The sequence below is a fragment of the Peptostreptococcus russellii genome, from assembly GCF_003012055.1.
Classification (GTDB): domain Bacteria; phylum Bacillota; class Clostridia; order Peptostreptococcales; family Peptostreptococcaceae; genus Peptostreptococcus; species Peptostreptococcus russellii.
In genome coordinates, this window is record NZ_JYGE01000001.1 from 53,445 (window position 1) to 69,817 (window position 16,373).

The following is a 16,373-nucleotide window of genomic DNA, read 5'->3' on the forward strand; positions in this document are numbered from 1 at the left end:
TATGAAAAAGACCAACTAAATAGTTTGGTCTTTTTCTAATTATAGAGATTAATAAGTTTTTAAATTATAGTTTTGTTTATGAATTGACTGATTATTTATAGAATTAATGGCACTAATATGATAAACTATAAGTGATATATTGTTTTGATGGGGGGATTTGTATGTCTCGATTTAAGAAATTGCTTAACATAGTATATTACTTGATAGTAGTGATTTTTGTAATAACGTTTTTGCTATCTGTAAACAAGGTTAGTTGGTTTGTAGATATGGATTTGCAAAGTTATTTGTTGGACGATAGAGTAAAGCTAGGAATTACTGTTATAGGGTCAATTATTTTAGTGATTTTATCAGTGAAAATAATTGTAACTATATTCAAAAAAAATGATGATAGATATCTTATATTATTTGAAAAAGGTGGAAATATAAGCATATCAGATACAGTTATAGAAAAAACAGTAATAAATACACTGAAAGAGTTCGAAGAAGTGATAGAGTGTACTGCTAAGGTTAAAATAAAAAATAAAAATAGTGGAGATTCAAAAGTAAAACTCAACATAAAGTGTGGTCTTGATGAAGCAGTTTGTAGGGCCAAGGGTTATTATGACTTTGATGAAAAGTCAGAGAACTCTAATGAAAATATCTCTAAAAGCACTAAAAAAAGCAAAAAAAGTATTTCAAAAGAAGTTGGAAAAGATAATAATACAGAACTAGCAAGTGAAGTAAAAAAAGTTGAAAAAGAAGGTAATACAGAACTAGCAAGTGAAGTAAAAGAAATTGGAAAAGACGATAATACAGAACTAGCAAGTGAAGTAAAAGAAGTTGAAAAAGAAGATAAGACAGAGCTAGCAAGTGAAATAAAAGAAGCTAGAGAGGTTATTTCAGAAGATAAAAAAGACAGTGAAATCTTGGGCTTAGAAAATAAGAAAGTTGAGCTATCAGAAAGTAATAAAAAAAGAATATCAAGTATGGGAATTGATGATCTTTGCAATACCATACAGGTAAGGATACATAATTCTTTAGAAGACTTTTTGGCACAAAAGGTGGATAAAGTTAATATAAAGTTTTATGATGTTGAAGTAAAGGAAAAAAAGATTGATTTGGAAAATTCCAAGCAAAATAATAAAGTTGGCCTAGCTAAAGATAATAAAAAGAATAAAAATAAGAGGGTAAATTAGGGGGTGCGCTAGTGATGGATGAAAATTACCATATTGCAGATGTGGATGATATAGAGGAAGAAACATCTTCAATAGGTGAAATAAAAAGAAAAGAAAAACCTGTAATAAAAACAAAAATCATCTATGAAAACAGCGACAGCTCTGATGAAAAAAATGAAAGAAAAGATATGAATTCGGCTAGTATAAGCTATGAAGCGAGAGAGAAAGCTGGATATAAAGATTCATTTGATAAAAACAGATTTTATGAAGAGGACCACTCAAATTCAACAGAGGATGAAGATAGAAGATTTAATAACGGATTTGAATCTAGTGGACATATAAAATATGATTTTGGTGAAGATGATTATAGGGAAGAAAAAAATTGTGGATCTAGTGAAAAGATATTTGACGAAAAAGCAATAGTGAATTTATACAGAAAAAGACCAAATACTTTTAAGGGAACTATAATAGGAATAATATTAGCTTTATTAATTTTATGGATAGGTTTTTTGAAAACACTACTGATATTTATTGTAGTATCACTTGCAAATATCATAGGTCAGTTTTTGGATGGAAACCCAAGGCTCTTATCTGTATTTGATTCTATATCAAGGAAGTTTAGATAAGTAGAACTTTTAAAAGGAGGCATATATTATGGAAAATAAGGATAAGAAAAGTTTGACAGATGGAAGTGCTGAAAATCAACACAATAGTAAGTTGACTTTTGACGAACAGGTAATATCTAAGATTGTTTTAATGTCTATTAAGGAAATAGATGGTATTACTACAGCAAAGGGAAGTGGAGGAGCTTTCTTTGGAAGAAGTGGAAGCGCTGGAATTAATGTAGAAGTTGGAGAAATAGAAGTAGCAGTGGATCTTAGATTAATTCTTGAGTTCGGAAAAAATGCAAAGGAAATATATGAAGAATTGAAGTCATCTATAGAAGAACAAATCAATAGTATGACTGGATTAAAGGTAGTTGAAGTAAATGTTAAGGTAGAAGATGTTCTAAATAGCGAAGATTTTAAAGAATTAATAGAAAAAAATTAAATGAGATACTAACTGATTTTAGTCCGATATTGAGCTTTTCTATGATAGCAGTGATATTAAATCTAGGAGCACCACTAGACTTTCATCTAATATTTGGAGCAGGAATATTTACACTAGTTTATATAGTATCTAGAGGATTGGGAAAGTACTTTTCTGCTCGTTTTGGTGCAAAAATAACAAAATCGCCAAAAACAGTTCAAAAGTATCTTGGACTTACACTTTTACCACATTCAGGTGTATCTCTTGTATTTACAGGTATAGCAGTAACAACACTTAGCAAGTCAGCCCCTGAAAGTGCTCAGATAATACAGGGTACAATAGCTGCGGCTGCAGTAATAAATGAGATAATAGCAGTAATAATGGCCAAAAAAGGATTCGAATGGGCAGGAGAATTTAACAAAATTGCAAGTTGGGAAGAATAGTTCAGCTTGTTTTTACGCCTCTAAAATATAATTCTTTGATAAGCTCTTAGAATAAATTTATATAAGGAATTAATTAGGTTTTATAAGTCTAGTTAATTCCTTATTTTTTATAAAAAATAAAAGAAAATAAGAGTTTTATAATATAAGTCTAGCTACAATTGAGATAATTTTATGGTATACTAAAATTATTAATCAAATTGTCTTAATTAAAATTATGCAAATATTGAAAAAGATACAGTAAAGTTTTAAAGGTAAGATAAATTAGGAAAAAGAAAGCTTTATTATGATTTTTAGAAATTATATATAGTAAAATATGAAAGAATTTAAGGAGGAAGATATGATAGTAGAAGAAAGAGAAAATAAGATAATATTAAAAGATATCATAGATTTTGATCCAGTACATATACTTGATTGTGGTCAATGTTTTAGATGGACAAAGGAAGAAGATGGCTCTTATACGGGCGTTGCTAAGGGAAAGATATTAAATGTAAGAAAAAATGATAATGAGATTATTCTAGATAATACTAATATATCTGATTTTGAAAATATTTGGTATGACTATTTTGATTTAGCTAGAGATTATTCATCTATAAAGAAAGAACTAGCATCTCATGATGAGAACTTAAGGGCTGCAGTTGATTTTGGTTGGGGGATAAGGATACTTCAACAAGATGCTTGGGAAATGTTGATATCTTTTATTATCTCATCAAACAATAGAATACCTATGATACAAAGGGCAATAAATAATATATCAGAAAGATATGGAGATAAGCTTGGAGAATATAAAGGTAAAACTTATTATTCATTTCCAACTCCAGAGCAGTTATCAAAGGCATCTATAGAAGAGTTAAGAGACTGTAAGACTGGATTTAGAGACAAATATATCTTTAGCACAACAAGAGATGTAATAGATAATAAGCTCGATATGCAGGATTTTATAGATATGAACTCAGCTACTTGCCACAAGGAATTGATGAAGTTTAAGGGGGTAGGAGCAAAGGTTTCTGATTGTATTGCTTTGTTTGGAATGGGAAAATATGACTCTTTCCCAGTAGATGTTTGGGTAAAAAGAGTGATGCAGGAATTTTACAATGCAGAGGATATGAGTCTTTTAAAGATGAGAAAATATGGTATGGATTTATTTGGAGAAAAAGCAGGCTTTGCTCAACAATATTTATTTTACTATGTTAGAGAAATGGAAATAGGTAAATAGTTATATGAATAGCTAAAAAACTCTTAAAAAATAGTAAGATAATAGAAGTAATCTAGCGGCTCTTCAAGACTATATATTTATTTGATTTGTTAATTGTAGAAAAGTGAGGAAATAAGATGTCTCAAGGAATTACGTTAAGTCTGGGAGTAGTGCTGACAATGTTATCCTACTTAATAGCTATAATAATAAGTATGAGTATACTTTTAGAAAATAGAGATCCTTCTAAGACTTTATCTTGGATGATGATGTTTATTTTACTTCCAGGTGTGGGTATTATTATATACATTCTTTCAGGGAGAAACATTAGAAAACATAAAATATTTAAAGCAAAAGAAAAGACAAAAAAACTTAATGAAAAAATGCTGTTTGAAAATCTAGAAGCGCTAAAACGTATAGTAAAAAATCAACAAGAGATGTTAAAAAGTGGAGAATTATTGGGGGATAAGACAACTCCAATGAGAGAAAGAGTAGTTAGCCTCTTACTAAAGATAGGAAGATTCCCCTACTCTACTAATAATGAAGTTGAAGTTTATAAAGATGGTATAGAAAAGTTTTCTAGAATGATTGAGGATATGGAAGCTGCTAATGACCATATACATTTGGAGTACTTTATTATAAAAGATAGTAAAATAGCAAGAAAAATTCAAGACGTTTTGATAAGAAAGGCAAAAGAAGGCGTAGAGATAAGGATACTTTATGACGATTTAGCCTGTTGGAGATTTAAGGTACATAGGTCATTTTTAAAAGAGTTAAAAAAGGCAGGAGTAGAATGTGCAGCGTTTTTCCCTACAAAACTACCTTTGATAGGTGGTCAATTAAATTATAGAAATCATAGAAAGATAGCTATCATTGATGGAAAGATTGGATATACAGGAGGACTCAATATAGGAGATGAATATATGGGAGAAGACAAAAAGTTTGGATATTGGAGAGACTCTCATATTAGAATCAAGGGAGCAGGTACTCATATGCTTCAGATTATATTTCTTATAGATTGGTACCTTACAACAGATGAGATAATGACAGAAAAAAGATATATGCCAAAGATGCCTGAATTAGGAGATGTTGCCTTGCAGGTAGTAGGAACTGGACCTGATAGTAAATGGGAAGATATACACTATGCATTTTTTTCAGCTATTAGTCAGGCACAAAAAAGAGTTTATATTGAAACGCCATATTTCATACCAGATGAAAGTATACTTAAAGCCATTAAAACAGCATCTTTGAGTGGTGTAGATGTGAGAATAATATTTCCAGAAAAGATTGACCATTTTATTGTAAACATTGCATCTTATTCATACTTTGATGAAATATTGGACGCAGGTGGCAGAGTGTTTCTGTATCAAAAAGGATTTATACATTCGAAGCTAGTTATTGTGGATGATGAGATAGCCTCTATTGGATCTTCAAATATGGATCTAAGAAGTTTTATGCTTAACTTTGAAGTAAACGCCTTTATATATGATAAGAAAGTAATAGAAGAAATTACAGAGCAATTTTATATTGATCAAGAAGATTCAAAGGAACTTTTAAGAGAAAACTTTAGAACAAGAAACATAGTTGTTAGATTGGCAGAGTCTATATCAAGATTATTTTCACCACTTTTATAAATTTATAAAAAAAATAGTCAGAAAATATCAAAATTAAGCTTTAGTTAAGCTTTTAGAATTATACTGTTAGCAGTTGAAGGGGTAGAGTGCTAATTGCGGTTTATCTCTTCAATTATATATAGCTTTTACGTAAAAGTTAAATTGATGTGCTAAAAATGAGATTTACAATTGTAAATTTTAATAGATAAAAATTAGAAAATTGGAGGGATATATTATGAAAATAAGACCTTTAGGAGACAGAATTGTATTAAAAAAAGCGGAGGCAGAAGAAAAGACTGCCAGTGGAATTATATTGACAGGAGCAGCTAAGGAGCAACCTCAGTTTGCAGAAGTAGTAGCAGTAGGTTCTGGAGTTGTAGATGGCAAGGAAATAACTATGGAAATAAATGTTGGAGATAAGGTAATCTATAGCAAATATGCTGGAACTGAAGTTAAGATAGAAGATGAAGAATTCATAGTAATCAAGCAAGATGATGTTGTAGGTGTATTGGAAGACTAGAAAAGAAAAAATCAAAAAACTAGATTTTAATTTATAGAAAATAATTTAGGAATTACTATTTAGATTAGAAAATATAGAAACTAAAGGAGTGGTAATTATGGCAAAAGAATTAAAATTTTCAAAAGATGCAAGAACTTCTCTAGAAGCAGGAGTAAATAAATTAGCGGATACAGTAAAAGTAACATTAGGACCAAAGGGTAGAAATGTTATATTAGATAAAAAATTTGGTGCACCATTGATAACAAATGATGGAGTTACAATAGCAAAAGAAATAGAATTAGAAGATAAGTTCGAAAATATGGGTGCTCAACTAGTAAAAGAAGTAGCTACTAATACAAATGATGTAGCTGGTGACGGTACTACTACAGCTACTGTTTTGGCTCAAGCAATAATAAGAGAAGGATTAAAGAATGTTACGGCAGGATCTAATCCTATTCCTTTGAGAAAGGGAATCAATAAAGCAGTTGAAGTGTCAGTAGAAGAATTAAAAAAGATTTCTAAAAAGATAAATACAAAAGAAGAAATTGCTCAGGTAGGTGCTATTTCCGCTGGAGATGAAGAAGTGGGTAAATTAATAGCAGAGGCAATGGAAATAGTTGGAAAAGACGGAGTAATTACAATAGAAGAATCAAAATCTATGGTAACAGAACTAGATGCTGTAGAAGGTATGCAGTTTGATAGAGGCTTCCTATCTGCATATATGGTAACAGATGTAGAAAAAATGGAATCAGTTCTAGAAAATCCATATATACTTATAACTGATAAGAAGATAAGTAACATTCAAGAATTACTTCCATTATTGGAACAACTAGTTCAAAGTGGAGAAAAGCTACTTATCATAGCAGATGACCTAGAAGGTGAAGCACTATCTACTCTAGTAGTCAATAAACTAAGAGGTACATTTGATGTTGTAGCTGTGAAGGCTCCAGGTTTTGGAGATAGAAGAAAAGAAATGCTTGAGGATATAGCAACTCTTACAGGTGGAAAATTTGTATCAAGTGAGTTAGGATTTGATCTAAAGGATATAGATTTATCTATGTTAGGTAGAGCCCAAACTGTAAAGGTAAACAAAGAATCTACTACAATAGTAGGTGGTGCTGGTGAAAAGCAAGAAATAGAAAACAGAGTAAATCAGATTAAGCGTCAAATAGAAGAAACTACTTCAGACTTCGATAAGGAAAAATTAGCAGAAAGACTTGCTAAATTATCAGGTGGAGTAGCAGTTGTAAAGGTAGGCGCTGCAACAGAAATAGAAATGAAGGAAAGAAAACTAAGAATAGAAGATGCTCTTAATGCTACAAAGGCAGCAGTACAAGAAGGTATAGTAGCTGGTGGTGGAACTGCATTTGTAAATATTGTTCCTGCAGTGGATGAAGTGATAGATTCACTAGAGGGTGAAGAACAGCTAGGTGCAAAGATAATTAGAAAGGCACTAGAAGAACCATTAAGACAGATTGCAAAAAATGCTGGACTAGAAGGATCTGTAATAATACAAAATGTTATGAACTCAGATACTCAGACTGGATTTGATGCAGCAAATGAAAAGTATGTAAATATGATAGAAGCTGGAATAGTAGATCCAACTAAGGTAAGTAGAAGTGCACTTCAAAATGCAGCTTCAATAGCAAGTGTATTCCTTACAACTGAAGCAGCGGTTGCAGATATAGCTTCTGATGATGATATGCCAGGAATGCCAGCTGGAATGCCAGGTATGATGTAATAAAATTTGCCAATAAAAGTCAAACTTAATTAAGAAAAATAAATTTATTAAAAAAATAAGAGAAATAAGCTTAAAAGCTACCGTATATACGGTGGCTTTTTTGTATATTTTTGCCAATAGACATTAAAAATATGATATAATAATGGGTATGTAAAAACGCAATTATTAAATATATATATATTGAAAGGAGCAAAATATGAAGCATGAGTTAGTTCTAGTCATCGATTTTGGTGGCCAGTACAATCAGTTAATAGCAAGAAGAGTAAGAGAAAACAATGTTTACTGTGAAATTCTTCCGTATACAACGGAAATAGAAAAAATAAAAGTTAAAAATCCAAAGGGAATAATATTTACTGGAGGTCCAAATAGTGCATACTTGGAAGAATCTCCAAAAATGTCTAAGGAAATATTTGAAATAGGAGTACCAATACTAGGTATTTGCTATGGAGATCAGTTGATGGCTCACCTATTGGGCGGAAAAGTTCAAAAGGGAGACAATCAGACTAGAGAATATGGAAAGACAAAGATAGATTATAAAGAATCTCCAATATTTGAAGGAGTAACTACAAATCAGGTATGGATGAGCCATACAGATTATATATCAGAAGCTCCAGCAGGCTTTGAAGTAACAGCTACAACAGCTAACTGCCCAGTTGCAGCTATGCATAATGTAGAAAAGAAGCTATATGGAGTTCAGTTCCATCCAGAAGTTGAACATAGCTTAGATGGAGATAAGATTTTAAGAAACTTCCTATATAAAATATGTGAAGTAAGTGGAGATTGGACTACAAGCTCTTTCATAGATGATAAGATAGCAGAAATAAAGGCAAAGGTAGGAGATAAGAAGGCTCTATGCGCACTTAGTGGTGGTGTAGACTCATCTGTTGCAGCAGTATTGATGCACAGAGCTATTGGAGATAATCTTACTTGTATATTCGTTGATCACGGACTTCTAAGAAAGAATGAAGGAAGAGATGTAGAGAATATATTTAGAGAAAAGTTCAGCATGAATCTTATAAAGGTAGATGCAGAAGATAGATTCCTAGGAAAGTTGAAGGGAGTAACAGAGCCTGAAGCAAAGAGAAAGATAATAGGAGAAGAATTCATTAGAGTATTTGAAGAAGAATCTCATAAGCTAGGTAGAATGGAGTTTTTGGTACAGGGAACAATATACCCTGATGTAGTAGAAAGCGGTCTAGGAGATTCAGCTACTATCAAATCTCATCACAATGTTGGTGGACTACCAGAAGATGTTGACTTCCAGGAAATAATAGAACCATTAAGAGAACTATTCAAGGATGAAGTTAGAAATATAGGTCTAGAATTAGGAATAGAAGAAAATCTAATATTTAGACATCCATTCCCAGGACCAGGTCTTGGAATAAGAGTAATTGGCGAAGTAACTAAGGAAAAATGTGATATCCTTAGAGAAGCAGATGCAGTATATATGGATGAACTAAGAAAAGCTGGCCTTTACAAAGAAATCTGGCAGGCATTTGCTACACTACCAGATGTTAAGACTGTTGGTGTAATGGGAGACGAAAGAACTTATGCACATCTAGTAGGTATAAGAGCCGTTGCTTCAAGTGATGGTATGACTTCTGATTGGTATAAGATTCCTTATGAAGTATTGGAAAGAATATCAAATAGAATAATAAATGAGTGTGAGGGAGTAAACAGAGTAGTTTATGACATCACAAGCAAACCACCGGGAACAATTGAGTGGGAGTAGTTGTAGGAGAGCCAGAAATCCTTGTTTATCAAGGGTTTCTGGCTCTTCTTATTTTTTTACTGCACTTTTATTGCACTTTTTTCATTTCTTTGTTTCGCAAGTAGTCTACAGTAAATTGATTCTTTGGTGAAGTATCATAATTTTGTTTTGCTTCTTTAAAGGAAATGGCTCCATTTAATTTGTTAGCTACCTCAAAATTACTGTTAGGATAAAGATGTCCATACGTTCCTAAAGTCGTCTCAATATCTTCATGTCCTAAACGGTCTTTAATGATGAGTGGGTTTTCTCCCATACTGATTAACAAGGAAGCATGAGAATGCCGTAACCCATGGATTCTGATTCGATGGATACCAGCCAGCTTAGCATAGCGTTCAATAGCATATGATAGTGTATGTTTTTGGGTAGGAATACCGTTATAGCTCATTACAAAGTCTGTCTGAATTAGATTTTGTTGTACTTCCTTCCATTCGGATAAATAAGTTAATGTGCATTTATCTAATACAATATGACGAACGCTCGCCTTTGTTTTTGGTTCAACAAATCTATAATTCGATTGATTCTTGTAATAGAGTGTTTTGTTGATGGTTAGTACTCCTGAGTCAAAATCAATATCTTCCCATTGAATGGCAGTAGCTTCACCAATTCGCATTCCAGTCATAAATAAAAACCACAGAGAGATAAATAAAAAGTGTTGATAGTAATCTTCTTTGTAAATTAGAGAGATTACTTTTTCAAATTCTTCTTTTGTCCAAAATTCAATTTTAGACTTTTGCTTTTTCACATTGCCAATAATCTTAGATGGATTTGTGGTGGTTATCCCAAGGACAATTGCTCGATCCATAGCAACTGAAAATAGTCCTTGAACAGCTCTTACATAAGAAGACTTACACTTCTTTGATAATTTTAGTTGCCAATTTTGCACATCAATAGGCTCAATATCGGAAACAGCCATTTTATCAAAATAAGAGAAATGCTTCTTAATAGTTGGTAAGCGATTTTCATATGTTCTGAGCTTTACCTGTGTCTTATACCATGGAAGGAAAATTTCAAAGATATAATGTTTAAACGTCATTTTATCCTTATTCTCACTTAATTCTTCTGGTTTCATCAATAGCAGTTTCGAATATTCTTCTCTTGCTTCTTTTTTAGTAGTGAATCCACTACGATATTTTTGAATTTTTTTCCCTTTAGAATCATAACCTAGATTTGCACGAAAATAATAGGTTCCATTCTTTGCTTTTTTTATTGGGTCTTTAACCATAGTTTTTACTCCTTACTGTGCAAAAACTACTCAGACCTGTTTTCATTTGAAAACCGAATTCCTAGAATTTCTTCAACAGCTTCACGAGGGACTCTATCTAGCTTTCGAGATTGATAGTAGATATGCCCTTTTGTAATCATCAATTCTTTTGCTTTTTTTATGATGTCTGCTGAAAAAGAAGTTCCATATCCTAGCTCAACTAAATCCTTTTTTGTGACCGTTATCATTATTACTCCTTTCCCAATTATAGGCTAGGAAAACTCCAATATTCACCTATAATTATATCAAATAGTTTTATAATAATACACTGACAAGAGAAGAATATCTTAGCAATCGAACAGCTCTAGCAAAGCTCACAGGAATTTCACTTCTGCATGGTTCTCATGTAGCCGTACCCATTGCCTGTGACGCTTCTAACGCTCGGACTATGGCTATACGGGAGTATCATTATCACGATAAGAAAGTCATGGCAGCAATCCTGCTAAAGATTACTTTCGAATTACTAACATGAATCGCTCACTAATTTTGTAGGTCATGGCGTGTTAGTTCATCAGCTCTTTTCTTACCGAAACGTATTCGATTGCCTTTATTTGGTTGTCAAAGAACGTTTGGCTTGTTAGCCTATCAAAACCTACTGAACACACAATATGCTTTGATGGAATAACAAACCTCCCAAATCGGGAAGCGTGGATACGATTCGACACGCTTCCACGAAAAAATGGGACTATTTAATTTCGAACGATAAAATCTTAGAGATGAGTTTCGTTTCCATTCTGCCACGTAGGGTTTCATCAATAACCATATGAGAATTTCCATATTCGTCTGTCATGCGACGTAATGAACGTTTTGAGGTATACCCTCGATAATGTTTAACAATCTGATTAATTGCTTCCACGTCGCCATCTGTCGCCTTTACAATGAGGGGGAAGGGGACCCTTGGATAGGCTGTTTTCATTCTTTACACTCCTTCATGAATTCTTTAATCATGGCTAGTCCACTTATTCGATGACGATAAACAGTCGAACGATTCAAATTTAGTAACTCCGCAATCTCCACATCACTCATATCCATAAAGTAATGAAGTAAAATAATGTTCCGTTTTTTCTCTGAAAGATGACGCAGGGCTTCACTTAATAAATCACTTTCAACATTGATTCTTAATCCAAATAATTTAAATAGTTGGAAATCAGTGACGTACGTATCAACAGTAGAAAAAGAGTTGACAAGGTAGTTATCTATATCAGAAAACGAGACTTCTTTTGCTGATAGTCTGTCTAGATGTTTGAAGTAATCTTTTCGTTCATCTTCAATAACTTGTTTGCAGATATAGTCAAACTGATTTTCTATGGTTTCTTGAAAAGAAGATGGTTTCATGCTTTTCACCCCCTTTCTGTCGTGAAAGGGAGTGGCATGTGCTTCTTTATCTCCCTTCATACTAAGCCCCGACACGAAAGGGGGATTTGTTGCATAAATGAAGAGAAATCCTAAAAGATATTTATTAAGTGACCAAAAAAGCACATAAACAGATTGTTTTCTCTGTTCATATGCTTTGATTTTTCTATCTATGTAATCTGCAAAACCACATTGATGGTCATATCTATCCAGTACAGGTGGATAAGTTTTTTTGATAAGAACTTAATTAAGAGAACTAGATGACAGATTATCTTTCTCATGGCGACTTTTCCCTCCATTAAGTCGCCAATTTTATCTACTTTCTAGGAGTATGACTAAATTTTATAAAGTTGTATAGGTAAATAAAATCAGCGACCTTTCTATTTGAAATTGGATTCATCGCATTAATAAATTCCACAGTGTTCTATAGGAACTCATAAACTATATAACATGTTTTTCTATACCTGTTTATGGTTATATAGGAACAGTAAAATGTATAGAGGTGATTTAGTATGCGTAAAAAAGAAGATAAATACGATTTTAGAGCCGTTGGTTTAGCGATTAAAGAGGCTCGATTGAAACGAGGTTTAACTCGTGAACAAGTGGGAGCATTGATTGAAATTGACCCACGGTACTTAACTAATATTGAAAATAAAGGGCAACACCCCAGCATACAAGTTCTTTATGACCTTGTATCGTTACTTCATGTTTCCGTTGATGAATTTTTCTTACCTGCTAATAACTTGGTAAAAAGCACCCGACGATTACAGATAGAGAAATACATGGATAGCTTTACAGACAAAGAACTATCCTTAATGGAATCTTTAGCCAGCGGTATCAACGAAGCAAGAAACATCGAAGACTAATTAAAAGAATCCATACATAACGGAAAGAGCCGATAAAATGAGATTGTATTAATCTCATTTTATCGGCTCTGCGTCTTTGCGTCTGGCTCTGTAATCACAGTTACTTTGAACTGCTTTATTTCAATTAAATTTTCTTGTCTGCATTTCGGACAATAGAGGGGGAATTTTTTAATTCAGTATCTTCCCTTATCTTTAATCGTGTTTTATTTCCACATACAGGACACAATATCCACTTGTAGTTTATAATAACTATCTCCTCCTTTACACTTTAATTCAAATCTTTATTAAAAAATATTTCATCTTATTTAACAAGAAACCATATTTATATAACAACATAAAATACACTAAGTTATTTTATTGAACATATATCGTACTTTATCTATCCGACTATTTGGACGACGGGGCTGGCAAACAGGTTCACCGGTAGTAACATGGTACCCTTTTAACTCTGTTAAACAAACACTACGTCCATTTGTAAAGAAAGTTAAATCACTACGATATTCTTGAATACACCGAGCAGGAATTTCTCCAATAATAATGACCTCATTATTTTTCAGTTGAGTATTTACGATATTTGCACAATATTTGGGAGCATCGTTATATGCCCGTGAAAGATATTCCTGTGGTGCATAAACTTTAAAACTAAGATATGGCTCTAACAATTCTGTTCCAGCTTTTCTAAAGGCTTGCTCCAGTACAATAGGAGTAAGCATCCGAAAATCTGCTGGAGTACTAACAGGGCTATAGTATAAACCGTACTTAAAACAGATTTTACAATCCGTCACATTCCAACCATATAATCCTTGTTCGCAACCATAGCGTATCCCTTCCATAACTGCATTTTGAAATGATTGATTTAAGTATCCAAGAGAAACCGAGCTCTCATACTGCATTCCACTTCCCAACGGAAGCGGTGATACAGATAAACCAATGGAAGCCCAGAAAGGATTTGGCGGCACTTCGATGTGAATGGTATATTCTGCATTTTTTAACGGTCTCTCCATATAAATGACTGTAGGCTCTTTTAGTTCTATCTCCACATGATACTTTTCTTGCAACAGTGCACTAATCACTTCCATTTGTACTTTCCCTAAGAAAGAAAGTATAATTTCATGTGTCGTAGAATCCACGTAATATCGTAGAAGCGGATCACTATCTGAGATTTCCAAAAGGGCATCAAGCAACATTTCTCTCTGTTCAGGTTTACTCGGTTCAACAGTTGTTTGTAGTAGAGGGTGCGGATTTTCAATCTTTTTTCTCTGTGGCAATAGTTTTGTATCTCCAAGAACACTATTTAACTTCAAAAACTCATTTTGCAAAATAACAATTTCTCCAGAATAAGCTCTATCAATCTTACATAATTCACCATTTATTGAAGTATACATTTCTGTAACTTTTATTTTTTCTTTTTCTGATACTCTAACCGAATCTCGTAAATGTAGTACTCCACTATAAAGGCGTATATATGCAAGACGTTGTCTTTTTTTTGTATATTCAATTTTGAAAACATTTCCGCAAAGTTCAGACGGACCTCGATGTGTTGATGAATAAAATTTATTAGTAATAACTTCTATAAGGTTATCAATCCCTATATTACTTTTTGCACTTCCATGATAAAGAGGGAACAGAGAACAATTCTGAAATCTTATGCTTTCCTCTTGTTCGAGTTCCAATGCTTCTAATGATTTACCGGACATATATTTCTCTAAAAGGTCATCGTTTCCCTCTATTACCGTATCCCATTGTTCAGATTCGGTAAAGTTCGTCACACACATATTAGGATACAGTTCTACCTTCTGTTTGATTACAATTTCGGCAGAAAGTTTCTCTTTAATATCCTGATAAACCGTTGATAAATCAATTCCATTTTGGTCAATCTTATTGATAAAAAAGATTGTGGGAATCCCCATTTTCCTAAGTGCATGAAATAATATACGAGTTTGTGCTTGTACGCCATCTTTTGCAGAAATCAGTAGAATTGCCCCATCTAAAACTGATAATGAACGATATACTTCTGCTAAGAAATCCATATGTCCTGGCGTGTCTATGATGTTCACCTTCGTATTTTTCCACTGAAAAGAGGTTATCGCCGTCTGAATTGTAATTCCTCTCTGACGTTCTAAAAGCGTATTATCCGTTTTCGTTGTACCTCTGTCCACGCTTCCTAATTCTGTAATCGCTCCACTGTTATATAATAAGCTTTCTGTTAAGGTAGTTTTTCCCGCATCAACATGAGCTAAAACTCCAATATTAATAATTTTCATGTGATTTTCCTCCATTCAAAAACCCAAAAGGGCATAAAAAACTAAGCCCTCCTAAAAAAGGACATCTAATTATTTGTTCCCGCTATCAAATTGACAGTTTATTTAAGAATACCTTGCCGCATATTTATTAACTCCTTTTAAATAGTCACTTAAATAATAGCACGTAAGAGCATATTTGTAAAGGAATCTCCAATTTTTTATCAAAGAGAGTACGTGATTACAAAGTATCTGTAATCATGTACCAATATTTGTTATTTTACAATCTTCCAATTATCTTGTTTTTCTAATATCAACTCAAATTGCGAGATTTGGGTTGCCTTTGTTTCTTGATCTAAATATTTCACAGCGACATTCACGATTACTTGGTTATCTTTTCTGGTAAAGATAGGATTCACCAATTCCTCGAAAACATATTCCTTGTTAATCATAGGTAACACATGATTACTTACATAGTAAGTCAATTCTTTTTCTGTGGCGGTAGGATAGAGCTGGAAGAACGTTTCTAAAAAGCTAATGATTTCGTCCATCGTTTCTGTATCTACTGTATGGTCACTTTCTAGCTGTTTGGGTTGGTAGTCCGATTTTTGAGGTTTCTTACTCATTGTCGGATTTTTGATAATAACCATATTATCTGATTCATCTATATGGACAACCACATGAAAGCTAGACGATATAGTTTCCTTGTCTTTGTCTTCGGTAATAACTTGTTCAACAGAAAACAGTACCTCAAAGGTGTTCTCATTCACTTGAGAAACCTGCCACACCTGTATATCGTTCACACTAGAACTAGTAGGAATATCCTTACGAATCATTTCTTCATTTAATACCTGCAATTCTTCCGTCAAATAATGGGTCAATTTCTCATTTCGTTTATCAATGGCTTCTTGGGATTGTTGCCACGAAAAGTAGTCTTTCGCAAAGGATTTCACAAAACTTTCTACTTGGTTGGTATCGACAATCTGCTGTTTAATGATTTCTGTTTCACGGACAGTATGAGTGTCAATGGCAGTAAAATTTTTATAGATTCCAAATCCGACACTACCAATCAATAAAACCCATAAAACAAAGGTTAATTTCTTATGCGTGCCAACTTTAATCATCGGAACTTTTCTTTGCTTGCTCGGTTTTTTAGATTTCTTTGGTTTCTCCTTCTTTTCTTTTCGCTCGATTTTTATAATCATTTGATTCAT

The 16,373-nt window shown here is 32.9% G+C and carries 16 protein-coding genes and 1 pseudogene; 10 read left to right on the forward strand and 7 right to left on the reverse strand.

Features of this window, described 5'->3' with window-relative positions:
* Positions 1 to 161 precede the first annotated feature (161 nt).
* From amaP to guaA, 9 genes are all read left to right on the forward strand, one after another.
* Positions 162 to 1,175, forward strand: a complete 1,014-nt coding sequence (gene amaP, locus UF10_RS00250; protein ID WP_106775870.1) for an alkaline shock response membrane anchor protein AmaP — start codon at positions 162 to 164, stop codon at positions 1,173 to 1,175.
* A 14-nt stretch (positions 1,176 to 1,189) separates the two neighbouring features.
* Positions 1,190 to 1,780, forward strand: a complete 591-nt coding sequence (locus UF10_RS00255; protein ID WP_106775871.1) for a DUF2273 domain-containing protein — start codon at positions 1,190 to 1,192, stop codon at positions 1,778 to 1,780.
* A 28-nt stretch (positions 1,781 to 1,808) separates the two neighbouring features.
* Positions 1,809 to 2,204, forward strand: a complete 396-nt coding sequence (locus UF10_RS09265) for an Asp23/Gls24 family envelope stress response protein (protein WP_207654536.1) — start codon at positions 1,809 to 1,811, stop codon at positions 2,202 to 2,204.
* Positions 2,205 to 2,245: 41 nt separating this feature from the next.
* Positions 2,246 to 2,626, forward strand: a complete 381-nt coding sequence (locus UF10_RS09270) for a cation:proton antiporter (protein ID WP_242968994.1) — start codon at positions 2,246 to 2,248, stop codon at positions 2,624 to 2,626.
* Positions 2,627 to 2,963: 337 nt separating this feature from the next.
* Positions 2,964 to 3,839 (forward strand): DNA-3-methyladenine glycosylase family protein, encoded by an 876-nt coding sequence (locus tag UF10_RS00265; RefSeq protein WP_106775872.1) that lies wholly within the window; start codon positions 2,964 to 2,966, stop codon positions 3,837 to 3,839.
* 116 nt (positions 3,840 to 3,955) lie between these two features.
* The gene (gene cls / locus UF10_RS00270; protein ID WP_106775873.1) at positions 3,956 to 5,449 is read left to right on the forward strand and encodes a cardiolipin synthase; all 1,494 of its coding nucleotides are present in this window, start codon (positions 3,956 to 3,958) and stop codon (positions 5,447 to 5,449) included.
* Between the two features lie 214 nt (positions 5,450 to 5,663).
* Entirely contained in the window at positions 5,664 to 5,948 is a 285-nt protein-coding gene (locus UF10_RS00275) for a co-chaperone GroES (protein WP_106775874.1), read from the forward strand.
* A 97-nt stretch (positions 5,949 to 6,045) separates the two neighbouring features.
* Positions 6,046 to 7,668, forward strand: a complete 1,623-nt coding sequence (gene groL, locus UF10_RS00280; protein ID WP_106775875.1) for a chaperonin GroEL — start codon at positions 6,046 to 6,048, stop codon at positions 7,666 to 7,668.
* A gap of 196 nt (positions 7,669 to 7,864) precedes the next feature.
* The gene (guaA, locus tag UF10_RS00285; RefSeq protein ID WP_106775876.1) at positions 7,865 to 9,400 is read left to right on the forward strand and encodes a glutamine-hydrolyzing GMP synthase; all 1,536 of its coding nucleotides are present in this window, start codon (positions 7,865 to 7,867) and stop codon (positions 9,398 to 9,400) included.
* A 67-nt stretch (positions 9,401 to 9,467) separates the two neighbouring features.
* Here guaA and UF10_RS00290 read toward each other — a convergent pair whose 3' ends face one another.
* The 4 genes from UF10_RS00290 to UF10_RS00310 form a co-directional block, all read right to left on the reverse strand.
* On the reverse strand, positions 9,468 to 10,661 hold the full coding sequence (locus UF10_RS00290) for a site-specific integrase (RefSeq protein WP_000237797.1): 1,194 nt from the start codon (positions 10,659 to 10,661) through the stop codon (positions 9,468 to 9,470).
* A 26-nt stretch (positions 10,662 to 10,687) separates the two neighbouring features.
* A complete protein-coding gene (locus tag UF10_RS00295; protein WP_000633907.1) occupies positions 10,688 to 10,888 on the reverse strand; it encodes a DUF3173 family protein in 201 nt (66 codons plus the stop codon).
* A gap of 497 nt (positions 10,889 to 11,385) precedes the next feature.
* Positions 11,386 to 11,616 carry a helix-turn-helix domain-containing protein gene (locus UF10_RS00305; protein WP_000845143.1) on the reverse strand — a complete coding sequence of 77 codons (231 nt, stop codon included), beginning with the start codon at positions 11,614 to 11,616 and terminating at the stop codon, positions 11,386 to 11,388.
* Positions 11,613 to 12,095: an RNA polymerase sigma factor gene (locus UF10_RS00310; RefSeq protein ID WP_000675479.1), complete on the reverse strand. Its 483-nt coding sequence runs from the start codon at positions 12,093 to 12,095 to the stop codon at positions 11,613 to 11,615. Before UF10_RS00310 ends, UF10_RS00305 begins: the two co-directional genes overlap by 4 nt.
* Before the next feature lie 470 nt (positions 12,096 to 12,565).
* On the opposite strand from UF10_RS00310, the gene UF10_RS00320 reads away from it, so the two are divergent.
* Positions 12,566 to 12,919 (forward strand): helix-turn-helix transcriptional regulator, encoded by a 354-nt coding sequence (locus UF10_RS00320; RefSeq protein WP_106775877.1) that lies wholly within the window; start codon positions 12,566 to 12,568, stop codon positions 12,917 to 12,919.
* Between the two features lie 59 nt (positions 12,920 to 12,978).
* Here the strand turns inward: UF10_RS00320 and UF10_RS00325 are convergent.
* From UF10_RS00325 to UF10_RS00340, 3 genes and pseudogenes are all read right to left on the reverse strand, one after another.
* Positions 12,979 to 13,145 (reverse strand): annotated as a pseudogene (locus tag UF10_RS00325) (cysteine-rich KTR domain-containing protein).
* Between the two features lie 118 nt (positions 13,146 to 13,263).
* The gene (gene tet(M) / locus UF10_RS00330) at positions 13,264 to 15,183 is read right to left on the reverse strand and encodes a tetracycline resistance ribosomal protection protein Tet(M) (RefSeq protein ID WP_106775878.1); all 1,920 of its coding nucleotides are present in this window, start codon (positions 15,181 to 15,183) and stop codon (positions 13,264 to 13,266) included.
* Between the two features lie 251 nt (positions 15,184 to 15,434).
* A complete protein-coding gene (locus tag UF10_RS00340) occupies positions 15,435 to 16,373 on the reverse strand; it encodes a conjugal transfer protein (RefSeq protein ID WP_078377190.1) in 939 nt (312 codons plus the stop codon).